The sequence below is a fragment of the Picosynechococcus sp. NKBG042902 genome (genome assembly GCF_963864045.1).
GTDB lineage: Bacteria > Cyanobacteriota > Cyanobacteriia > Cyanobacteriales > MRBY01 > MRBY01.
On record NZ_CAWLTV010000054.1, the window covers coordinates 14,221 to 37,450 of the forward strand.

The 23,230-nt window shown below is 46.6% G+C and carries 20 protein-coding genes; 8 read left to right on the forward strand and 12 right to left on the reverse strand.

Annotated features, from left to right (window positions below; all coding sequences use genetic code 11):
- Window positions 1–36: 36 nt before the first annotated feature.
- Window positions 37–1,035: an ABC transporter substrate-binding protein gene (locus AACR41_RS02550; RefSeq protein ID WP_084150026.1), complete on the reverse strand. Its 999-nt coding sequence runs from the start codon at window positions 1,033–1,035 to the stop codon at window positions 37–39.
- A 120-nt stretch (window positions 1,036–1,155) separates the two neighbouring features.
- A complete protein-coding gene (locus AACR41_RS02555) occupies window positions 1,156–3,573 on the reverse strand; it encodes a TonB-dependent siderophore receptor (RefSeq protein WP_030007920.1) in 2,418 nt (805 codons plus the stop codon).
- 327 nt (window positions 3,574–3,900) lie between these two features.
- On the opposite strand from AACR41_RS02555, the gene AACR41_RS02560 reads away from it, so the two are divergent.
- The 3 genes from AACR41_RS02560 (at window position 3,901) to AACR41_RS02570 (ending at window position 6,109) form a co-directional block, all read left to right on the forward strand.
- Complete coding sequence (locus AACR41_RS02560; RefSeq protein ID WP_030007921.1) at window positions 3,901–4,548, forward strand: MotA/TolQ/ExbB proton channel family protein; 648 nt, start codon at window positions 3,901–3,903, stop codon at window positions 4,546–4,548.
- A gap of 85 nt (window positions 4,549–4,633) precedes the next feature.
- On the forward strand, window positions 4,634–5,056 hold the full coding sequence (locus tag AACR41_RS02565; protein WP_012305613.1) for an ExbD/TolR family protein: 423 nt from the start codon (window positions 4,634–4,636) through the stop codon (window positions 5,054–5,056).
- A gap of 84 nt (window positions 5,057–5,140) precedes the next feature.
- Window positions 5,141–6,109, forward strand: a complete 969-nt coding sequence (locus AACR41_RS02570; protein ID WP_030007922.1) for a sucrase ferredoxin — start codon at window positions 5,141–5,143, stop codon at window positions 6,107–6,109.
- A gap of 44 nt (window positions 6,110–6,153) precedes the next feature.
- Here the strand turns inward: AACR41_RS02570 and AACR41_RS02575 are convergent, their stop codons facing one another.
- The 3 genes from AACR41_RS02575 to AACR41_RS02585 form a co-directional block, all read right to left on the reverse strand.
- Entirely contained in the window at window positions 6,154–7,674 is a 1,521-nt protein-coding gene (locus tag AACR41_RS02575; protein WP_030007923.1) for a gamma-glutamyltransferase, read from the reverse strand.
- A 126-nt stretch (window positions 7,675–7,800) separates the two neighbouring features.
- Complete coding sequence (locus AACR41_RS02580; RefSeq protein WP_030007924.1) at window positions 7,801–9,045, reverse strand: hypothetical protein; 1,245 nt, start codon at window positions 9,043–9,045, stop codon at window positions 7,801–7,803.
- Between the two features lie 419 nt (window positions 9,046–9,464).
- Complete coding sequence (locus tag AACR41_RS02585) at window positions 9,465–10,730, reverse strand: FAD/NAD(P)-binding protein (protein WP_223209953.1); 1,266 nt, start codon at window positions 10,728–10,730, stop codon at window positions 9,465–9,467.
- A gap of 101 nt (window positions 10,731–10,831) precedes the next feature.
- Here AACR41_RS02585 and AACR41_RS02590 point away from each other — a divergent pair, with 101 nt between their 5' ends.
- The 3 genes from AACR41_RS02590 (at window position 10,832) to AACR41_RS02600 (ending at window position 13,270) form a co-directional block, all read left to right on the forward strand.
- Window positions 10,832–11,641, forward strand: coding sequence for a hypothetical protein (locus tag AACR41_RS02590; RefSeq protein WP_045442415.1), 810 nt, complete (start codon window positions 10,832–10,834; stop codon window positions 11,639–11,641).
- Window positions 11,642–11,708: 67 nt separating this feature from the next.
- Entirely contained in the window at window positions 11,709–12,527 is an 819-nt protein-coding gene (locus AACR41_RS02595; RefSeq protein WP_030007927.1) for a metallophosphoesterase family protein, read from the forward strand.
- Window positions 12,528–12,529: 2 nt separating this feature from the next.
- Window positions 12,530–13,270, forward strand: a complete 741-nt coding sequence (locus tag AACR41_RS02600) for a metallophosphoesterase family protein (protein WP_030007928.1) — start codon at window positions 12,530–12,532, stop codon at window positions 13,268–13,270.
- A 93-nt stretch (window positions 13,271–13,363) separates the two neighbouring features.
- On the opposite strand, the gene folE is transcribed toward AACR41_RS02600, so the two are convergent.
- Together folE and hemB are read right to left on the reverse strand one after the other, a co-directional pair.
- The gene (gene folE, locus AACR41_RS02605; RefSeq protein ID WP_030007929.1) at window positions 13,364–14,002 is read right to left on the reverse strand and encodes a GTP cyclohydrolase I FolE; all 639 of its coding nucleotides are present in this window, start codon (window positions 14,000–14,002) and stop codon (window positions 13,364–13,366) included.
- 121 nt (window positions 14,003–14,123) lie between these two features.
- Window positions 14,124–15,209, reverse strand: a complete 1,086-nt coding sequence (gene hemB / locus AACR41_RS02610; RefSeq protein ID WP_223209952.1) for a porphobilinogen synthase — start codon at window positions 15,207–15,209, stop codon at window positions 14,124–14,126.
- 688 nt (window positions 15,210–15,897) lie between these two features.
- Between hemB and AACR41_RS02615 the strand changes: the two genes are divergently transcribed.
- Complete coding sequence (locus AACR41_RS02615; protein WP_012305603.1) at window positions 15,898–16,524, forward strand: DUF4360 domain-containing protein; 627 nt, start codon at window positions 15,898–15,900, stop codon at window positions 16,522–16,524.
- A gap of 272 nt (window positions 16,525–16,796) precedes the next feature.
- Here the strand turns inward: AACR41_RS02615 and AACR41_RS02620 are convergent, their stop codons facing one another.
- Window positions 16,797–18,995, reverse strand: coding sequence for an amino acid permease (locus AACR41_RS02620; RefSeq protein ID WP_030007931.1), 2,199 nt, complete (start codon window positions 18,993–18,995; stop codon window positions 16,797–16,799).
- 469 nt (window positions 18,996–19,464) lie between these two features.
- Here AACR41_RS02620 and AACR41_RS02625 point away from each other — a divergent pair, with 469 nt between their 5' ends.
- On the forward strand, window positions 19,465–20,031 hold the full coding sequence (locus AACR41_RS02625) for a hypothetical protein (RefSeq protein ID WP_152551025.1): 567 nt from the start codon (window positions 19,465–19,467) through the stop codon (window positions 20,029–20,031).
- A 47-nt stretch (window positions 20,032–20,078) separates the two neighbouring features.
- Here the strand turns inward: AACR41_RS02625 and AACR41_RS02630 are convergent, their stop codons facing one another.
- The 4 genes from AACR41_RS02630 to AACR41_RS16510 all read right to left on the reverse strand — a co-directional run bounded on the left by AACR41_RS02630 (window position 20,079) and on the right by AACR41_RS16510 (window position 23,151).
- Window positions 20,079–20,939, reverse strand: coding sequence for an NAD(P)H-binding protein (locus AACR41_RS02630; protein WP_045442418.1), 861 nt, complete (start codon window positions 20,937–20,939; stop codon window positions 20,079–20,081).
- A gap of 108 nt (window positions 20,940–21,047) precedes the next feature.
- On the reverse strand, window positions 21,048–22,061 hold the full coding sequence (locus AACR41_RS02635; RefSeq protein WP_030007933.1) for an AraC family transcriptional regulator: 1,014 nt from the start codon (window positions 22,059–22,061) through the stop codon (window positions 21,048–21,050).
- Window positions 22,062–22,078: 17 nt separating this feature from the next.
- On the reverse strand, window positions 22,079–22,810 hold the full coding sequence (locus tag AACR41_RS02640) for a DUF4386 domain-containing protein (RefSeq protein WP_030007934.1): 732 nt from the start codon (window positions 22,808–22,810) through the stop codon (window positions 22,079–22,081).
- A gap of 182 nt (window positions 22,811–22,992) precedes the next feature.
- Window positions 22,993–23,151 carry a GFA family protein gene (locus AACR41_RS16510; RefSeq protein WP_445260563.1) on the reverse strand — a complete coding sequence of 53 codons (159 nt, stop codon included), beginning with the start codon at window positions 23,149–23,151 and terminating at the stop codon, window positions 22,993–22,995.
- Window positions 23,152–23,230: the final 79 nt, after the last annotated feature.

Consider the following 23,230-nt stretch of genomic DNA (forward strand, 5'->3'; position numbering starts at 1 on the left):
TACTCTCTTTTTTAGTTGCCACACTTCAAATGATTACTAATTTTGTGTTTCATCTAAAATGTGTTTCGCGAGATCATTGAGAACTTGATTAGCCGCTAAAATACCACTAGAACTTGTCCATTCCCCATCATTAACTTGGTAAACATTACCATTTTCAACCACAGCAAGATTTTGCCAAAGGGGATGATCTTGCCATTGATTTTGGGTGTCTTCACCTCGGTTTTCAGCCTCATTAAATGTGAAATAAAACAGATGGTCGGCTTCGAGATCCTGGATACTTTCTAGGCCTATCTCGGCGGCAAAATCATTTTTTTGTTGTACTTCAGGCCGTCGTAAGCCCACTTCAGCGACAATTTGCCCCGGAAAGGATTGTTCATAATAAATCCTCGCTGTCCCTGGCATAAACCGAACGAGGGAAACAGTTGGCGGCTGATCACCTAATTGTTCTTTGAGGTTGGCGACCCGCTGATCCCATTGCTCAAGTAAAGTTTGGGCTTCGGCTTCCCGGTTGAGGGCTTTGGCGTAGAGTTTGAAGTTCTCTTTCCAGGTGGCACCCAGGGTTTCGGAAAAAACGGTCGGGGCGATCGCCTGCAACTTGCCATAGAGTTGCTCCTGCCGGACTTTAGAGCCGATAATCAAATCTGGCTTTAAAGCGACAATATTTTCTAAATTTGGCTGAAATTCGTCACCAATCACGGGTACATCTTCTAATTCAGCACTAAGGTACCCATAATAAGGCTCTCCTTGCCAGGATTTAACAGCACCGACGGGTGTTACCCCTAGGGCAACTAACATATCTGTGCCTTCGTTGGTGAGCACGACGATTCGTTCGGGAGTGCCGCTAATTTCCGTCGTTCCCATGGCGTGTTCAATGGTGCGGGTTGCTTCATCAGAAACTTGGGAAACAGGCTCTGGGGTCGTTGTGGGAGATGGATTTTGGGTTGTCGTAAAACAGCCACTTAAACTAAGACTGACTAGGCAAATTAAACCGAGGATCTGGGGCCGAATCATGGGTTGATTATTTTGATAGTGCATGGGACTTAAAGATTTTTTGAATTTTAAAAAACAGGATGAAAAGGAAAAATATAATCCTCCTCTCCATCCCAAACTAAAACTCGATTCACTTCTGAAATATGTAGGCGATCGCCCTGGATTTTACCAATCTAAACTGTAGCTTAAACTGATGGTGCGACCTCTGCCAGCAAATTGATTTCTGCCCCCATAAACCTGGGCAATGATGGGAAAATATTCAGCATTAAAAAGATTTTCAACGCCGAGCTGAATCTTGCCAGCACCAGTATCATAGCTACTGATAAAATCAGCAGTTAAGTAACTTTCTACTTCCCCTAAACCAAAGCCATTACCCTTGGGATCACGGCCCGCTGAATACAGTAATTGCAGACGATTTTCCCAACCTTCAACGGGTTCATATTCCACAAAACCGGTTAGTTTAACAGGGGGAATTTGGAAACTAGGTAAGCCACTTTCAAAATCGCCATCGTTATTGGCATCCCGCTCGCCATCGGTGTAAGTAAAGGTTCCCCCTAGGGCGAGTTGTTCACTTAATTGAGTACGTAGATCGGCCTCAACACCGTAGATGCGCTGGGGATCACGAATCGTTGTAAACGCACTATCAAAGGTAGTACCGAGATCTGAGTAGCTATAAAAGCCAGCAATGGAAGCTTGCACATTACCCCAGTTGCCGCGAATCCCTAACTCATAGTTATCAACCCGTTGGGCTTCAGGCCGTAGATTTTCCACACTGCCCCCCGGAGAAGTCCGTAGGGAACGGGCCACATCCGCAATGGAAAAGCCTTGGGCAAAGTTCCCAAAAATATTTACATTGTCATTGAGAGCATACACAGCGCCCACATTAAAGAGGGTCGCATCGTAGTTCAGTTCGCCCCCTGTGACATTATTGCCCGCTAGAGTGGTGAAATCATCCACACTGACATCAATAAATTCTTGGCGAATCCCACCATTGAGAACTAACTGATCGGTCACATTCCAATTTAACTGGGCAAATAAACCAAGGTTTTTCTGTTCTGTGGGTGGGGAAAGGAAACCAGTGCCAATTTGCTCAAAAACTAGGCCATTACTCGCTTCAAAGGTAGGTTCATCAAAGAGATCGGCAGGTTGAGCAGATTCTTCGTAAAAATAGTCCACACCCCAAAGTAAACTGAGGCGATCGCCTGCCGCGAGGGGCGTATTAAGGTCTACCCGAGCGCCAATTTTCTCCGACTCCACTTCCGATTGCAAAACTTCACCCCCAAAGGTGCCAAAATCATCATCGAAAGGATAGAAACGGGTGGAGTAATCTCGATAGTAAAGCTGACTGTTTAACTGACTGCCAAAGAGATCATCATTGCTGTAGGCCAAACTAACCAATGTATTTTCGGTGCCGGGTTGGTCAGGCAAGACAAGACCAGGTCTGGCTTCTGCTTTATCGCCACTAGGAGATGGATTGAGGGCAAAGTCAGAATCTTGGTCATCGGAGAAGTAATTAAAGCTGAATTGGAGCCGTTGGTTGTCGTCGATGTTGTAGCCCAATTTTCCAAACAAATTGATGCTTCTGAGGTCAGCTAAACCCCCTTGACCCAGCGGATCGGGCGGAATGCGATCGCCATCGGCATCAAAGAAACCACCTGTCTTGGAAATCGCAAAGTCCGCAACATAATCAAACTTGTCCTCTGTACCAGACACAGAATGCTGGAGAGAGTAACCAAAACTGTCTTCTGGATTGGTCGTGGAAAATTCAAAGCCGATAGTGCTGCGGGATTCTACGCCTGTGGCGGCTCCCTGCTTGGTAATAATATTGATAATCCCACCAGTGGCACCATCTCCATAGATCGCGCTGGGGCCACGGACAATTTCAATCCGCTCAATCACGCCCGGATCAATGGTGCGCAAATCCCGTTGGGCATTACGGTTTGTGCTCTGGGGTATCCCATCAACCAAGACCGAAATATTACGACCCCGGAGGCTTTGCCCAAAAATACTGGTGGTTTCTGTCGAAGGTGAGAGACCAGGCACCAGCTTCGCCAAAATGCTGGAAAGATCGCGGTTGAGATCCGCTTGACGGGCAATTTCTGCCTGGGAAATCACTGTCACAGACCGGGGTACCGCCGCTTCCTCTGCTTCCGTCCGAGTTGCCGTAACGATTAATTCCAAATTATCAACAAAATCATCCGGTGTTACCTGTACAAGCAAACCAGAGGGTTGAGACAATACATCAACAAAGGGCGCTGCTGTTTCACCCACAAGAATAATTTCAACGGTATTTTCAGATATTTGCGTAATTTCAATGGCCTCTAGACCAGCTTGGGGCGCAAAATCAGGCAAAATTGCACCATCTGTTAACTGGGCATTTTCGACTTCGAGGATGAGACGATCGCCTTCCAGCCGTTGATTTACTTCAGGGGCGATCGCCTGATCACTATCCAGAAAAACTTCTACACCCAAGGAGGTCGGGTTAATCCGAATGTTACTAATTACTGTTTGGGCCACTACCGCCGGAGCCAGAACAACCAGCATCCCACTGGCAACCCCCAGACTATAGGTCAACTCTTTCAAGAAACTTCCCTCACACTTATTGCTAAAGACTTGCGTTAGATCAGGAAGATTAAGAGATTATCTCAACCACTGTCAAGTTCTTTATCGAGAATATCTTGTATTTAAAATTTTCACAAAGCCACATTGATCAGCTAAAAACCACTGAAACTAGGGACTGAAAGAATTTTCAGGAATTACCATTTCAGATTAAAGGCTTTGTTTTTGCTAAGTCTTCTGATATATCAGAGTAAATTTATTGAAAATATTTTGAGTTAGGGTATAGTCATTTGGGCAGCAGTACCAGATAATGCTTCTTAAACGCCCTCGCACATTTCAACCCATAGCACTATGAACATCACAAATTTCTTTGCCGCCGGTGGCATCGTTGCTTATCCCTTGCTGCTTTTTTCCTTGGCTGGCGTGGCTTGTATTATTGAGCGGTCTATATTTTGGTGGCGGATTAATCGTCGGCAGCGTCAAGTTGTCCGGGACGCCCTCGGTTTGTATCGTCAAGATCCATTCAATGCGATGAAATTTTTGAAGCGTAATGCGGATCTACCCATTGCCCGGATTTTTTTAGAAGCCCTTGATTTAGAAAATCCCAACAGTGAAGAGTTTCGTCTCGCCCTCGAAAGTGCAACCCAAGCCGAAATCCCGACCCTAAAACGGTTTAATACTGTGTTTGACACAATTATTGCTGTTGCGCCCCTACTGGGATTGTTGGGAACGATCCTCGGTTTGATGCAATCCTTTTCGGCGCTCAACATTGGTGATGTGGGTAATACCAATGCCGCTGGGGTGACTGGTGGAATTAGTGAAGCATTGGTTTCGACTGTGATGGGTCTGGTTGTGGCAATCTTCACCCTGCTCTTTGCCAATCTCTTTAATGGGTTATATCAACGTAACCTAGCATTTATCCAAGAGTATGGTGGCCAGTTAGAATTACTATATCGCCGCTTCTATGAAAAGAGTGAAGCAACGATTATGAACCGCTAATTCCTGCCAATAAAACGACACACAATTATTTTTTATCTGTAATCCATAGATTTAAGCTCAATTCTTTTGTTTTAAATTCATTACTATGCGTATTCCCCAGGAAGAACAAAAATCCGCAGGCATTAATATTGTGCCGATGATTGATATTATCTTTTCAATTTTGGCCTATTTTATTATTTCGACCCTCTATTTGACGAAATCTGAGGGCCTACCGGTTAATCTACCTGGGGCAAATACAGCACAACAGCAACCGAGCACTGAAATTACAGTGACCGTAGATGCGGCGGGAGATATTTTTCTCAACGAAGCACCCGTTGAAATCGCTACACTCCAAGCTGGTGTCCGAAATCTAATGGTTGAGAACCCAGAAACCTTGGTGATTATCAATGCCGATGAAGCAGTTAGCCATGGATCCGTAATTGAAGTAATGGATGAACTGCGGCAAATTGAAGGAGCAAGATTGGCGATCGCCGCCCAAAAAGAAACAACATCCACTAGCACTAATTAATACGAAGTATGATTTACAGCTACAAGGCTTCGCTCCTACATCTCAAAGCCTTACAGGATTTTTGGGGGATTAACTAATCGAGATATGAATTCATTTTTTTGTGCCGAGTCATCCCACAAACTAGGAGAAGATCCTATCGGCTGGGGTGTCAATACAACCTATTATCTTTTGTTAGAATATGCCCAGCCTTGGCGCGAAAACATTTTAGAGAGTGATCCCCAATTTATACCGCTCCTAAAGTTTTACCAAACTTTTTTGGCACCGAGAAAAATCCAAATCCGGCCCATATTTATTTGGGGTGAATCGTCGTCAAAAGATCGAAGTCGAGCTATTTTATTAAAACAAGAGCAAGGATTTATTCGAGGTTACAAACGCCAAGAATTTACAATTTCGAAGTTAGCAGAAGTTATTCCAATCCTAGAAACTTGTTTCACTGATTCAGATAGTTTTTTTGCTACAACAGATTCAAGCCAACAACAACGAGATATTCTTGTTTGTACCCACGGCACTTATGACAAGTGTTGTGGAAAATATGGCAAGCCCTTTTATCGGCAAGCAGTACGATTGGTTCAAGAATTAAACCTTGAAGATCGAGTGCGCATTTGGCAAGCAACTCATTTCGGTGGACATCGCTTTGCGCCCACGGCCATCGAGTTTCCTGGAGGACGTTATTATGGCAGGCTAGATGAGGCTTCCTTGCAATCTTTACTGACCCGTCAAGGCGATTTAGATTTTCTCAAAAAAGTTTATCGAGGCTGGGGCGTTTTACCTGCGCCGGTACAAATCTTAGAGCGAGAATTATGGTACCGTCATGGTTGGCAATGGTTAGACTACGGGGTTGATTTTCAAATATTAGACGCGAATAAAGACGAGACGTTTTTTCGGTGTCAGATCACGGCTCAACAAGAAGGCGATCGCCAAATAATTTATACCGCAGAGATTGTCGAAGACCCAACACAAAACATCCACCTCCGGGGTGGTTGCAAGGTGCCAACAGCCGAAAGATATCCCCAATTTAAGTTGCAAAATTTATCCCAAACTTCCTCTCATTAAAGAAAAGTAGCCTTTTCCAGTAACCACACCTAAGATTTTGGATTTTAGGCAAAAGCGACACTGCCCTCCCGTCGGGGATCGGCGATCGCCTGCAATTGCTGCGCTTCTTTAGACCACAATGCGGCCTGTACGCCACCAAAATACATCGATAGCGGCGGAAACTCCCGGAGCGGCATCGACAGATTCGATAAATTCTCAGCCCTTAAATCTTCTTCGTAGGCAAGCATCAATTGGTCGTCAAATGCTTCCACATGGAGTCGTGGGTGTCGGATGGCCTCACTGAGAGAATCGCCATACACCATGAAGTTGGTCAATGACTGGGCGATCGCCGTGGTAATCCGCGACGCACCAGGAGAACCAATCGACAGTACAGATCCATTCCGGTGACGCGCAATGGTGGGGGCCATATTTGAAATCAATCTCGTGCCTGGCGCAATGGGTTCACTCTGTTCTCGATGCAGCTCCAACTCACCCAGGGAATTATTTAACCAAAAATTACGACCGGGAATCACCGCCCCAGAACCATAACCCGCCGATGCCGTCAGCGAACAGGCACAACCTTGATCATCGACCGTGGACACATGGATCGTAGAAGATGAACTGCGGTAATGATCGAGCTGATTTGTTCGGGCAAAATGTAGCAGATCCGTGACTGCTTGCCATCGATCTTGGTCAACATTGAGATGTTCAAAACGATAGTTAAGAACGGCCTCTTGGATCGCAGCAATGGTTTTATGGTCGAGACTTTGGCGGGTTTGCTGGAGGAGGAGTAAAGCGGCTAAACAAGCACCACCCACTGCGGGGGCCGGGTTAGTGACAATTTCCCAGTCACCATAACTCAGCCGAATTGGTTCTCTGATAATCGCTTCGTAGCTTGCCAAGTCAGCTTGAGTAATTGCCCCGTGCGATCGCTCCATTGCAGCGACTAATTCCTGGGCTAAAGTGCCTTGATACAAACAGTCAGGGCCTTCATCAGCCATCAGCTTTAGAGTTTTAGCGAGGCCCGGTAAGCGGACGATCTCACCAGCCTTGAGATAATCTTTGCCATTTGGATGAACAAGCTGATAACTTTCGGGATGCCACCCAAAAATCGCTGCATGGGCCTGTTCTAAATACATTCCTGAGACACGGGAAAGGGGACTGCCTTGCTCTACCACTTTGGCCACAGGCGTGATTAATTCTGCCCAAGACAATTGGCCGTATTCTGCTGAGGCTTTGGCGATCCCGGCGAACATCCCTGGCACTGCCACCGCACCATAACCAATTCCGGTGTAAATGCCACCACCATAATTCAGCAAGGTCTTTTGTAATTCTGGGTAGGGGCGATCGCCAGGGAAATCTTTACCAGGCATCGCTGCATAGGCATCAATGACAACGGGTTCTCGATCCTGGGGCCAAATCGTGATGAAACCACTGCCGCCCGGTGCCATGACCCCCAGTTCGCAACACATGGAAGTTAATGTGGCGGCGAGGGCGGCATCGATGGCGTTACCTCCCTGGGCGATAATCTCTGCGCCGATATTGGCGGCAAGTTTAGAATCAGCGGCGATCGCGACTTTGGTCATCGTTTTTGATTAATTGTTTTTGATCGAGAATGCATTGTGATTTTTTCCATAGATCGATTTTCAGTTGAAAATCGAGATCTGTCTTCAAGGTAGGTTAAGAAGCCAAATCACTTGATGTTAGAGCCTTTAGCGCTGCAGTCGTTTCTGCAAATACTCACAAGTCCAGCCCCGGTCTACTAACACCTGCCAAGAAACCAGATGAATACCATCCCGCACCAGATAATCCCCATCCACCTCTTCGTAATAGCCCAAACGCCCCAACTTCTTCATCGCCTCAAACCAGTAGAAGAAATTCGCCCTTTCGCTTGTGTGATTATTTGCCACTGCATTCTTGACTGCATAGACAAAAAAGCCCGCTGGATTTTTCACATAGTGGTCACGCCGATAACGCTGATAGGCGGCGATCGCCCCTTCAATAATTTCTGCCGCCGTCGTCTTCACTAACCGCACCAGAGAAGGATTCAACACAATCCCTAGATCATCAAGCCGTTCCAAATGAGCCTTGGCTTGGGAATTCACCACCACATCCGCTTTATCCACTTCTTCCGTCTGCAGTTGTTTTTCCTCAATAGTCTCGGTTGCGCCATCCTTAGCTTCCTGAACTGGAGTTCGCTTATCTTTCTCTTTCTCTTTTTGCCTCAATTCCCTTGATTCCGTTGAAAACTCAACCCTTTTCCCAGAATTAGAAGTTGATTGGCTCTCTCCTTGCTCCCTAGGCCCAATCATCGCCGATTTCTCAGTCACCAGCCCATTATCGTGATCACAAACATTTCTTGTTGATTCTACACTTTGGCCCGGCGGTTTTTCTTGCCTTTGGTCTAACTTGTGGGTTTCACCAGTTACTGCATTTCCAGCTTCATGGTTTTTAACATTTTTCCCTTGGCTAAACTGAGTTTTCTGTTCCAGTACATCAGTAGCCTGAGAATCCAAAAAAGAAAATTTTAATTGAACAGCAGAACAAGCCTGATCTGTTGGATCTTTAGTATCTATATAAGAAGGTACGGCAGCATCAGGGTTTGAGGCGCGTTTTTGGGAAGTTTTATTCCCAAACTGGGAAGTTTTGTTCTCGATTTGGGAAGTTTTATTCCCGGGACGATAAGCGGCGAGTTTGTAGATTTTGCTGTTGTACTGGCGCTGAATATCGACGAGACCAATGTTTGCGAGTTCGGTCACGGCCTGGCGGATCCACTTAGAACAGTAGGGTTTCTTGCGGAATTTGCCAGTCCAGTGGCGGAAAGTATCGAGGTCTACTTCAAAGGTTGTACCGGCGGGACGTTTGCGTAGAAGCCAGTTGTAGAGGGTGGCGGCGCAGCGACTTACTTGGTTGAGGAGGTAGTCACTATCGGCGGTAATCATGGCAAAGGCAGTCATTTTTTTTATTCTCCAGATGTAGGGTGTTGGAGAATCAGCAAAAAAGCTGCTAAGATATACCCATCGAATAACCCGGTCAAAAGTTTTTCGATGGGTCGGTGGAAGCAGAATTCCGCTGACCCTCATCTTTTTTAAATTTCTCTAATTCTACAGGATCTTCTCAGGGAAAGAAAAAGGCCATCACTCAAGATCAGCATAGGTCAGCTTAATGTTGATGGGCTAGCACAATGAAAAGCAAAGTATCCCGGAAGTATTTAGCCAAAGTCGTAGATCAGCCATAATGTAATAAAAGTACACAAAACTCCCGGCAGGTTAGGTGGATAACTTGTGCTTCTGAAGCAATGATCCCACTGCGATCGCCTTTTATGTCTCTAAACTTAGAGCAAACTCCTAAAAACTATTCATTCACACCTACATTGCTAGGCGCTAACTCCAGAGCAGGTATTCGCTTGGTAAATGCGTTGTAGACTTGACTTGGTTAGGGCAGGAACAAGGCGATCGCAAGCCAGACGCGCCCCGGAGATATTGCGGGCAGTGGGGCCAAGTTGAAGGGCGGCTAATCCTCCCATGAGGAACAGATCACAGCCTTGCCAGCGTAAATATGCATCCAAAATAGGGAGACCGTTCAAGATTGGTTGGGGATAGCGATCCATCACCTTGGTGAGTAGGGATTCGGCCATGACATCAAAGCGACTCCCCGTTGCTAACCAGAGGCGATCGCCCTGGAGAATTTCCCCATTGTCACAGTGCAGTTGCCAGTGATTCCCTTGCCAATGGGCGGCTTGAATTTGGCAATTGGGCTTGAGGGTAACTTTGTCCTGGCGTTTGGCGCGGCGGAGCTGGGTCATCACCGCTGGTGTGAGGGAACCGCCATTACGGGCTTCCAGAATCATTTGGTGGCGTTTTTGCCAATCGGTTTCAGCGGCAAATCCCTTGAGATATTTCGGCCCTAACCAACCTGCATCGGCATCAAAAAGTTTCTCCTGGAAAGGGCGACGGGCAACGATCGTAACCTGGGCTTGGCGGGCGATCGCCCCCAATGCGAGATGGCCTGTGGAGAGACCACCACCAACAAGGACAATTTTTTCACCCTGAAGATGTAATTTCCGTAAATCAACGCGATCACTGTGGCAAAGACGATCAGATGGATAGCTAGCTTCGATCTGTTCCAGCCAATCTGGTAGCTGTCGTTGGGTTTGGTTCGTCGCTAGAACGACCCGCTTGGCTTGCCACTGTTGGCCGTTATCGAGGGTTAAACAAAATTTGCGTTGACCTCTCTGGGGAGGGATTAACTCTGTAACTGCTGCGGCGATTAGTCGTTGGTCTAACTGAAATTCGGCGATCGCCTCTCGGCAAAAATCTTCAAAAAGTTGGGTACTGGGTAAATCATAGGGCGGAAAAAGTTCATGGGGGCGTCCCTCAGCAAACCTGCGCAAGGCAAAGGGATCTGGGTGGGGATGATGTACCGCCGGCGATCGCAAATGGGGAATCTCCTGGGCCGCAAACTGGTGAGACCAGCGGGCCAACCAACAACCATGGGGATCAAAAACAACAATTCGCTTACGCCACTGGGGACGTTTTTTTAAAAGATGAAGCACCAAGGTCAGGGCCTGGACGCCTGCGCCAATAATTGCAATGTCACACTGCTGCATCGCCTTGACGGAAATTCTTGGGGGGATAGACATTTTCACGACTTTAAATAAAAATGATAATTATTATCAAAATATCGATAATAACAAATCACTGAACCAAGCGCTGGCTTGTCCGCTAGCAGGAAGAAAACATAATGATCGATTGGACAAAAACAGCTATCGTGGCGATCGCCGGTCTGGCGGGCTCCGGAAAAACCCAGTGGCTCCGGCAGCAATTCCAGGGGAAAACGGTGCCTGTTACCTATTTCGCACCGCGGACGGTGGACTGTGCCATCGATCGCCATTGTCTCGCCCTTGAATTTCCCCATTGGCAGTTTTTAGAAGAAGGGCAGGAAATTGAACTGATCCGCGCTGTAGAACAGGGGGCGATCGCCATCTTAGAGCTTGGTTTTTATGTGGCCCTAGCGTCTGGGGAAGAATTGCTAAAAGCATTGGCAGAGGCTGGTTTTCCCTGTCAGCGATTGGCCTTTGTCTCCGAGCAGATCACCAGTTCCCCTTGGCATGATTGGGCCGATCAATTGATTGAAGTACCCCTACCGCTGCCGACGAATGAAATTCAGGTGTGGCGATCGCCCCTGAGGGGTCAGGTCTTTGATCCGGCGAGCCTCAATATTTTTTGGGATGAACTCACCGCCGGGGCCTATGGTCAGATCCAGCGGGCCAAGGGCATTGTCGAAATTATTGATGGCAGAGCTTTTTATCTCGACTATGTGGCAGGGATGGCAGACAGTCTCTATCGCGAGCTTCCCTGTGAGCCTTGGCTGAAAGGTAGACCCGAACGCTTTAGTGGCCTAGAAGTAGTCGGTACTCAACTCGATGGACGACAAATGGCCGCTACCATCCCAGATTGCTGTCTTAATGATGAATTACTGGCTTATTACCAAGGGCAAATACGACGACAACGGCAACAAGCTGACCTAGAACAACAGTATGCCTACACCTAAAATTAAACGCCTAATTTATTTAGCCTGCTAAAACGTCTAACAAAATTAATAAAACCTTCTCAAAATTATGAAAATTGCCGTTATTTCCTGTATTCATGGAAATTATGAAGCCTTAACGACGGTGCTCAAAGACATTGACAGCCAAAATGTAGACCAGATTTATTGTTTAGGGGATTTGGTCGGCTATGGCCCCTACCCCAATGAAGTGGTGACCCTCGTGCGATCGCTGGATATTCCCACTGTCCAAGGCTGCTGGGATGAAGATATTGTCGATGGTTTAAATGCCTGCGAATGCAGTTATCCATCATTGCTCGCAGAAAAACGGGGTAAAGTTGCCCACCAATGGACAGACCAAGAAATTCACCCCGAAACCCGCACCTATCTAGCCCAGTTACCAAAAGTGCTCAAGCAGGATCAACTGGCTTTTACCCACGGCAGTCCTCAAAGTCAGCATGAATATTTACTGCCAGAACTAGATGGTTTCCTCGCCCTAGAGCGGGTTTTGAGCACGGGGGCAGATATTCTGTTTTGTGGCCATACCCATGTGCCCTATGTGCGCACCCTTGATCAGCATTCTCTGAAATTTTCTGTCCGCACCAATTCCGGGAAGGCGATCGCCCCAGAGCAGGAATTTACCGCCCCCGTTAAACGGATTGTTAATGCTGGGTCTGTCGGTGAGCCGCGCCATGGCCGCCCCAATGCAACTTATGTCATTTACGATGGCGATCAGGTGACATTACGGGAAGTGGAATATGACTATCACAAAACCTGTGGGGCGATTATCGAAAAAGGATTACCGCCGATTTTTGCCTGGCGCTTAGCTCAGGGGATGGAATTTGCCGAACGGGCCGACGATCCAAGCCACCTTTGCGAACGGGGAGTATAACGATGATGCAGTGGGCAATTTTAAGCGGTATCGAAGGGAATTTAGCGGCCTATGAAGCGGTACTACAAGATATTCGGCGACAAATCCCCAAGATCACAGAGCTATATATTCTAGGCGATCTAATTGACGGAACCCCGGCAGGTAATGCCGTTGTAGAGCGCATCCGCCACCCGAAACAAGGTGAACTGATTCCCCAGGTCTGTAAGGGTGCTTGGGAAGAACAATGTCTAATCGTGCGGGGTTTAGCAGCAGAACCCGAAGAAAATCCTTTTCTCGCAGAAAAAGGTGGTGCCATGCTCAAGCAACTGTGGGATCATGTTCCCTTAGAAACGGTGCAATGGTTTAGACAACTCCACTTCGGCTTTGCAGAATTAGACTGTCTTTTGCTCCATGGCAGTAGCCTGACGGTGTTTGAAGCCCTCACACCGGACATTTCTCCTTTGGTTTTATTAGATCGTCTGTCCCGCACGGGGAGTAATCGTCTTTTTTGCGGGCGATCGGGCCAAACCTTCCAATATCAGGTGAGCACCGGAAAATTGGCGGCTACAGTCACTACCCTTGACCAGACTGCGATCAGTCAGAACTATACTATTGGCGACTCTGTTGGTACTGCCGCCCGTTTGATTGTTGGTGTTGGCAGTGTGGGCCGAGTCCCCAAGCAAGCCACCTACACCCTCTACAATCCCAATACAGACCAAGTGACCTTTCGGATAGTGCGTTATGGTAGAGCGGGATTTGGTTGATTTTTTGCCCTCTAATAGCAGAATTTCCCCCTAAATTACCTTTTTTGGTGGTTTAGGGGGATTTTTTTAGATTCTCAGGGGAATCAATATTTTCTAGTAGAACGAAGGACGATGGCGAATTAACTCCATGAATTCTTGGCGAGTGGCGTCATTGTCGGCAAATATGCCCTGCATTGAACTGGTTACTGTCCAAGAGCCTGGTTTCTCGACCCCACGCATCACCATGCACATGTGGGTTGCCTCAACCACAACAGCGACTCCCTGGGGTTGTAATAATCCATGAAGGGCATCGGCAATTTGTTGGGTTAAGCGTTCTTGTACTTGCAAACGCCGGGCATACATTTCACAAATACGGGCAATTTTAGAGAGGCCGATCACCTTACCATTTGGAATGTAGGCCACATGGGCGCGGCCTAAAATCGGCAAAATATGGTGTTCGCAAGAGCTAAACAGATCAATATCTCGCACTAAGACCATTTCATTGGTATTTTCATGGAACACGGCCCCATTGAGGAGTTCATCAAGGGATTGATGGTAGCCAGATGTCAAAAATTTAAGGGCTTTGACCAATCGTTTCGGCGTATCGCGTAACCCTTCACGATCTGGATCTTCGCCTAAGCCGAGTAATAAAGTGCGCACGGCTGCCTGCATTTCGGCTTCTGAAACTGGTGGTTTGATTTCAGTATTAATGGTTTGTTGGCGAATATCAGTCAAGGAAATGGGTAAATTCATGGGATCAAGTTTTATCAATTAGTGGTTTGTTGGTTGTCGGAGGGCGATCGCCCTGCAAGTTTTATGCGGCAACGCGCCGAAGGATGACTGACTGGTTTTAGATGTAGGGAAGATCAGCGAATTACATTTGCTGTAAAGCTATAGCCGCTTCCTTAGCGAAATAGGTCAAAATCAAGTCAGCCCCGGCCCGTTTCATGCTGGTCAAGGTTTCTAGCATGACGGTTTGTTCATCCAGCCAACCCCGTTTGGCCGCTGCTTTGACCATGGCATATTCCCCACTGACGTTGTAGGCGGCGACGGGTAAATTTGTCCGTTGTTTGATGCGACAGATAATATCCAAATAAGCTAAGGCTGGTTTGACCATCACGATATCAGCCCCCTCAAGAATGTCTAATTCCACTTCCTTGAGAGCTTCTTGGCCATTGGCCGGATCCATTTGGTAGGTTTTTTTGTCACCAAACTTAGGGGCTGAATCCAAGGCATCCCGAAATGGCCCATAGTAAGCGGATGCATATTTAGCGGAATAGGCAAGAATCCCCACATTAATCCAGCCCGCTGCATCGAGGGCGCGGCGAATTGCACCCACGCGACCATCCATCATGTCCGATGGTGCCACAAAATCAGCCCCTGCCTCTGCATGTATGAGGGCTTGTTTGACCAGGACAGCAACTGTCTCATCATTGAGAATTTCTCCATCTTGGACAATGCCGTCATGGCCCTCGCTGCTATAGGGATCGAGGGCGATATCTGTGATTACAACCATGTCGGGCAGAGCTTCTTTAATCGCCCGTACAGTTCGAGGAATCAACCCGGCAGGATTATGGCTTTCGGTACCTATATTGTCTTTTTGGTAATCAGGAATCAGCGGAAAAAGGGCGATCGCCCCAATGCTGAGGTCATAAGCTGTCGCCACTTCAGCTAATAGCAAATCCAAAGAATAACGAAAACAGCCAGGCATCGAAGGGATTTCCGCTTTTTGTCCTTCACCCTCCATGACAAATAGAGGATAAATAAAATCATTCACCGTCAAAGCCGTTTCACGCACCATGCGGCGTAAAGCAGTAGTCCGTCGTAGTCGCCGGGGCCGATATATTGCTACTTCAGCAGGAGTCGTAGCATCAGTGGTTTTAGCAGGGGTTGTGGCTTTAGTAGAAATATTTACAACAGTGGCTAAAGGAGACTCTGGGCGAGGTGGGGGTATCGACATAATAAAAAATGATAATCATTCTCGAATATTCTACACTACGGTTCAAGCGTTTGGATGTCGACTTATTTTGTGGAGAGTTATTCACTCTTCTTAGGGTTGGTTTGGAATAATGCTGGCAAAGCCCCCCTTGCTCCCCCAGGCTAGGAAAATCTCCTAAATGCTAAGTCAATGCAGTCTCGTCCCCCACATGAAGAGATTTAGGGTAGTGACTCAATAGTATTTGATGCTGTTTAGGTATCCTCTCAGATTCAATGGATATATTCCTTCCGAATTAGTGCTATTCCTAGAGCTTGCTGAAATATTGGCCAATTAATTAAAACTCAGGTATCAGGAGATTCTTAATTGGCTTATTAATATCTCTGAAAAAAAGAGAGGTACCTAGTTGGAATTTAGATGCAAAAAAATATTAATTTTGAACGATTCTGAAAACAGCGTCTGGATCGACTAAAAATCTTGAATTTTGTTCCCGTAAAATAAATCTAAAAATTGGAAACAATTGATAACCAATCTAGTCAAATACCCTAACACAATCTGCAATACCTCTTCAAAAAAGAAAGCATTAATACACCATCACCAGTTAATAAATAGCTGCGTCAAATCTTTTGGCGAACTTTTGACTTTCTTGAAATCTAGAACTTTAAATCTAGAAAAACGAATTGGAAACTGCATCATTAATGAGGTAATTGAAATGAAGTTAGAACACGCTTTTTTAGGTCTATTGGCTGCTTCGGGTATAGTCACTGCGAATGTTCAAGCCGTCAAGGCAGAAGAAGGGTTTGCCTTTAAACGTGTACCAGTCATTGTAAATGGTAGTGGCTGTCCTCCTGGCAGTGCTTTTGGGATTGTGAATGGGAATTCGGTTTCAATTATTTTTAGTGAAATGTATACCGAAGCGGCCCGACGGGAATTTAAACGGGCTTCTTGCAACATTCGTATGAAGCTTGATGTTCCTAGCGGTTACACAGTACAACCGGTGAATCTCCGCTATTTAGGTTATGCCAATATTCCTAATGTATCGGGGGCACGTAGTACGCTGAATACTTTTGCGAGTTTCGGTGCAAGTGGCGGGTGGGTTGACCGCAGCAACTTTGGCCCAGGCTTTCAAAGCGATTTTGAACGTAATGTCGATATTGCCCTTTCAGCAGTTAATGCTTGCACTCGACCGGTTACAACAAACTTTGGCATTAACACTAACATTAGCGCTTGGGGACCCCGTTCCGGTGATGAAGTTACTTCTATGGGTATTGATACGGTGGATGTGACTTTAGAGGATGTCATTTACCGTATTGAGTTTGGCTTTATTCCTTGTTCTTAAGTAACATCTGGCTTTTGTTGTGCTAGTGCTTTTTGCTTACGCAATTAGGTGAAACCTAAAAGGTAATGATGGGTTTGCTAAGGTAAAACGGAAGTCACTAAGCTTTTTTATGACTCAATGTCCTAGCGGTCAATTTCAACACACCGTCAAAAATGGACATATTCACTGGGCTTTCTCTAAAGTGTGCATTTAACACATTAGACCACTGTGAAATTTTATCCGTCACTATAATTCATCAATTCATCATTACCCTTTTAGCTTAGTTTTAACTACTATTTTTTTAGGACTTCAGCAAAGGCGAAGCTTGGTGCAGCAAGAACCAACATTGTAGATGGTAGATCATGGATTCTCTCTTCAATGGAGGCATAGTAATCACAAAAATTCTCGTTCGGTTCTGCGATACCGAGGATGACTTGATCTGCATTACGCGAAGACTCAGACAAAATCTCATCAAATGATCGACCTTCTGCCACCAAGATACAAATCTCTGCATCAATGCGAAGCGTTTGTACCAGGACATTAATATTTTGTTTGGCAGTTGCTGCGGCTGATTGATCCGGCACCACTAGCTTCAAATAAATTTGAGCGCTACGCCATTCCATACTGTCCCGCAGTAGCTCTGCCAAGATCATCATCAGTGCACCATTAGCGTGCAAACCTCCCCACCAAACATCAATTTGATGATGCTGCTTACTTTCGGGCTGAGATTTCTCTCGATAGATAATCACATTACGCTCAGCGCGATGCAGTGCATGGATAAGCTGACAATAGCTACTGCGATTTTCGGGGGTTTCATTATTACCAAGGAGGACTGTATCAGGCACGATGGGGCCAAGGCCATAAATTTCAACAAGCCGCTCCACGCCCACAAATGGATCTTGGGCGGTCAAGACTCTGACCAATGCTTGTATATTTCGCTCTTGCAGATAATCATTAATGCTCTTTTCCATTTGCTGCTGCTGACGGATACTGCGAGAATCCATCGGCAAAATACTTGCAATGGTAAACAGGCCCCGATTGCGATTTAACCCATCTGCTAATTCGATTAATCCCCAACGCCGCGTTGGTGCACCGGAAAGGACTAACATATGGGGCCGCCATGTTCTCGGATCGGGGTGATGACCCAGTTGAAATAAGCTTGTTCTCAACAGCATCATCCAAATACCGCGGCGGGCATCTCCCCAAGTACTCTTTAATTCCCGTCGCTGAATCCACAAAAAGATCATCGCAACAATTAACCCAGCAACGATGGTCGCCACTGGATTAATTAAAAACATAACCGCTAAACATCCGAGAGCCCCAAGCAATGAGAAAGACCAATGTACTGCAAATAAAGGGCGAAAAGAGGGACTATCAAGAAATCCTTCAACGCCAGCGGCAATGTTGAGTACTAAGTAGGTTGTGAGAAAAAACATACTCAGCACTGGTGCGATTAAGTTTAAATCACCCACCATGACCGCTACTGTGACGATCCCTAAGGTGATCGCCGTGCCGATGCGTGGTTCGTTATTAGGACCACTGCCTTTGCCTAGGAAGCTTAGCCATCGCGGTAAAACACGGTCCCTTGCCAAGGCTTGCAGAATCCGGGGGGCCCCTAAAATGCTACCGATAGCACTCGATAATGTCGCTCCCCAAATGCCTAACAGAATTGATGGCCCCCAAAAGGCGATCTGCTGCATAATTAGGGGATTTTCAACTAACGTACTGGCATCGGCTCGAGTGGCAAGAAAAAAAGGCAGAGCCATATAGATCAAATAACCAACGCCGACGGCTGCCAATGTACCTGTAGGAATTGCCTTTGTCGGTTCTTTGAGATCGCCGGACATATTAACCCCGGCCATAATTCCGGTCACGGCTGGGAAAAAGACGGCAAAAACTGTCCAGAAAGATTCGCCACTATCCGTACCCCAGGGTTCTAGCTGAGTTGCTTCCAGTGGTGAACCGAAAGCTAGGGAAACAAGCGATAAGGCGATGATCGCCATGATGAAGTACTGGGCTTTGATGGCAATTTTGGCTGAGGTAATTGCTAATACTGCCACAAGAATGGTGACAATTAGGGCAATGTAAGTCTGGTTGAAGCGGCCAAAGGCATTGACAACGCTTTCGGCAAATCCAATGGTATAAAGTGCAACTGACAGCGCCTGGGCAAAGTAGAGGGGAATCCCTACGGCTCCTCCGGTCTCGATCCCTAGGGAGCGGCTAATCATAAAATAAGCGCCACCAGTTCGCACGACCCGATCGGTGGCGATCGCACAAATTGATAATGTCGTCAGAAAGGTAATGCTCACAGCCATCGTGACAATCAGCCATGTGCCAAAAAGGCCGACATTGCCAACCACCCAACCAAAGCGGAGGTACATAATCACCCCCAAAATAGTCAGCAGCGAAGGGGTAAAGACCCCACCGAACATACCTAGCCCTGCTTTGTCTGTTGGCGTCGTAACAGCGGTAGAGCTAGTTTTTAAAGGCATTTTAAAAAAGTTGATGAGTGTTAGTAATGGTAAAAATATACTGACTTTCAGCAATCCAAAATATGGATGGGGCTAAACGGCATTGTCAACTTAAGCCGCTTGACAAACACAAGCCCTAAAAAGCTTTCTACATGGAAAGTCCAGCAAAAACAGGAGAAAACATTTTAGAGAAGCTACCCATATCCTAAAGGATACTGTGAACAATAACTATTTTCCCCACCATGGCTTGAAGACTGGCCTACGTCAAGCTTTCCCCTAGTCCCATCAAAGCTCTTTCACGACCTCCAGACAATTTTTTCTAGCACTCTATGCTAGGTGATTAGCATCAAACTGCTTCTCTTTACAGAGGTTGATTGGGGAGCAACTTGTTACGGTAAAGGAACGACTATTAGCCTGTAAGTGATTTGGGAGTTTATGCTGACTAATCCCTTCGATTCCAAAGCCCGCCAAAAAGATCTTCACGATTTCATTGAAACTTTCACTGCTAATACAGGGCAAAATCTGGTGGCGATCGCCAACAATCCTATTTTTTAAAACAATTCAGAAAATTTTTGGCTTTGGTTGGCTAGCAGCAATTGTCGGAGATGTGGATGTAGCAATGGCTCAGGCTGAGATTCAGCGGTTAAAACAGGCTTATCCCAATGAAAATCCAACCCAACTAACCCAGCGAGTTATCCAAGCAAAAAGTCTAGAAGCTGCCAAATTAGGATTTGTGGCCAATCTTTTACCCCCTTTGGCCCTGGCATTATTTGGCTGGGAGTTGGCAAGTATGACAAGACTACAGGCGGAGATGGTTTATCAAATTTCTGGCCTCCATGGGCTGAATCTCCAGGATCCCCGTCGCCGGGCAGAAATTCTGGCAATTTTTGGCTTGTCCCTCGGCGGTAATGGTCTCAAAACAGGCCTAAGTTTTCTCGAAATGATTCCCCTGGTGGGTACAGTGGTCGGGGTTTCGAGCAACAGCCTGATGATGTATTCCCTAGGGTTAGCGGCCGACCAGTTTTATCGGTTTAAACAGGACGCACAAAAATATTGATAACAATTTCCAACTTCTGCGTCCTGCCTCAAACTTCTCGTGTTTTCCTACAGGGTCACTGGTTGCCATAGGCCGGTGGCAGCAACCTCGCTAGCATAATCAGCAAAATCCTTGGGTGAACGTCCTAAGGCACGCTGAATGCCATCGGTGAGATAGGCATTGCGGCCATCAAGCACAGTGTTAAAAAGATAGTCCAGCATCCAAACCACTTCTTTGGGGGCGCCAGATTCTTTGATACCAGCCACAAAAGCATCGTGGGGAACTGGCACATAGGTAATCTCACAGCCGCTGGCATTTGACAACTCAGCCGCAATATCAGCAAAGGTCATTAAGCGAGGGCCAGTGACTTCGTAAATTTCTCCGGTATGCCCCGTTTCTGTCAGGGCAGCGACAGCAACCTCGGCAATATCATCGACATCTACAAAAGGCTCAGAAATATCACCCGCTGGGAGGGTGATTTGTCCAGCCGTGACCATTTCGAGGAACGCACCCTCTGAGAAATTTTGGTTAAACCAACTGGCTCGGATGATTGTCCAATCAAGACCACTTTCCTGCACAATCTGTTCACAGGCTTGGGCTTCGATTTCGCCTCGACCCGACAGGAGTACCAAGCGTTTAACACCATGACCTTTAGCGCGATCAACAAAAGCCTGAATAGCATCCGTCGCTCCCGGCATGGCTAGATCTGGCGCATAGTTGATGTAAACCGCTGCTACATTTTTAAGACAGGCATCCCAGCTAGTTTCATGGTGCCAATCGAAGGCTGGTGTGGCTGAGCGTGAACCGATCCGGGTCGGTATGCCCTTTGCTTCTAGCGCAGTAACAATCCGTCGTCCTGTCTTGCCGGTGCCACCGAGGACAAGGGTTAATCCGTTTGAATTATAAGCTTGATGTTGAATAGTGTTCATGGTTTGCTTTCCTTTGTTGGGTGAACTGTAAGCCCACTATAAAAAGTCCAACTAGGGAATTTCTTGACAGTTGCTGCCGAAATTTTGACTGAGTGCGCCAAGTTCGGCTTAATTTGGTTTGGTCTGGAGATTAAGACGGAAAGAACGTGGTGTCTGTCCAGCCCAGCGCTTAAAAGCTCGTGTAAAAGCACTTTGCTCAGAAAAGCCCGTCATGAAAGCGACTTCTGCTAGAGAATAATCAGTCTGCTGTAAAAGCCGTTCTGCTAACTGACGCCGTGACTCATCTACCAGCGTTTGGTAGGAGTAACCTAGCTCTGAGAGTCGGCGTTGTAAGGTGCGTCCGCTTATGGTGAAGTGCTCGGCAACATCAGAGATCGTTGGCACACCTTCACTCAGGCATCGAGAAACGTAAATACGCACCTGGTGTTCGAGGGAATGGGGGTCTGCTAATTTAGAGAGTTCAGTCTCAAGATGGGTATCAAAAAATTGGGAAATACTTTTGTCGCCAAGCTGGTTGGGGGTTCGCAACGACTCATTGGAAACTAATAATGCGTCTCGGTCTGCATCAAAGTGCATTGGACAGCCAAAATAGGCTTGATGTTCTCTGATGCGTTTAGGGGCTTGGTGCTTGAAGTAAACGGCTAGCGGTGTGAAGGGCTTGGTAGAGACTTGCCGGCTAATTGAGACGATACTGGCAATTGTCGCTTCATTGGAAAGTCGCATCCCCAGGCGGCGATCGCCCATTCGATGTAAGTGTATAAATGCGCCTTGGTCTACTCGCTCAACTGTATAGGTCGAAACGCTTGTCAGCACACGAGCATAACGTTCTGCCCGTTCATAGGAGCCGCCCAGATTTGTGGCTGACTTCCAGGCCAGGCCAAAAGCACCATAATCATCACAACGCATTGCTGTCCCCGCTCGCAGTGGCAAAGTTGTACCATTATTTTCGGCTATGGCAATCTTTTCTAGAAAGGAATAGTAATCCGTATCAGAAACCATCTGGGAGGGATCAGCGGCGCTATCTGGATCAATACCGAGCGATTTCAAGAGGTCATCTTTGTCGAGGGCATCTTCAACGACTCCGACAACTTTTCTAACGAACAATGAAGTAATCTGTCCCATTCAAAAAATATATTTTTTTATAGCAAACCAACACTTTCTGCCTTTTCTTGCCACTGTTTTGGGTTCACTCCCTTAATCAGCAACCACAGACATAGGGAGAGTTCTGAAATAATCGTCACCAGATAAATTGGCGCGATAGCTTCGACGAAGTCCGGAAACAAAAACCGTGTATAACTCCCAATCAGATAAGTGACACCCGCAGCCATGACTAAGTATCCAAGCACCCTGGGCATATATAGCGACTTGGCAATTAAGTAACCGAGAACGAGACAATGAACCCCAAACAAAATCAGGCCGAGATCATACCCATAGCTGTGCAGATCAAGAAATAGTGATGAAAGTGAATTGAGTTGAGCGACATCGAATGCCGCAGTATAATTTGAACCTTTCAAAAGAAGTATGGCTGCGTAATAGTTGAGGAGACTAAGGGCAATTACTGCTGTCTGGGTCACTCGGAAACATAGGGCAATCAGAGCAAGTATTTTATTAACTGGCCGCAGAAGTACGAACAGTAATACAGCCACGGCCACATCACTCAGGCACATGATTGAGTCGGCTAGAAATCCAACCCGGAAAAGCGGCTCTGCTGCCATAATGTTGCTGGCAGTCGTCGCTGCATCTCCTGGAGCAATAAGTGGCGATCGCACGAATATTTCGCTAAAAAGTCCGAGAACGATAATGATCAAATACAACACCCCCACTGCCCGCGCGTAGATTTGTGGCGACGTCTTAAATGTTTGGTCTGCCATGGTATATTTCCTCTCCGTGGGCTTTACTTTTTGGTTTTTATGGTTGAACTAGGGGGTATGCCGCACCTGCCACACAACAAACCAGGCTTATCAGGATATTACCGCAGACTTTCGTGATGCAACATGGCGATCGCCTCATCGGTAAATCATTGTCTTGCTATGCTTTTCAGAGATTTTTGTGTCTAAAGTAAAAAAGTAGCGTTTGGAAATAATGCACTTGCAGTTATTTTCTGACACCCCACACAATGACAAGCCATTGTAATCAATGGTTCTGACGTGACCTCAAATTTCACCTGTCCACAACGGCATTGACCTTTCACCTTACGAACTGCGGTATCCACAATAATTTTTCTCCAGATTTTCTTTACTTAAGAGTCGTCTAAAAAAATAGAGACTCCATCTTTAACAATACGACAGTAG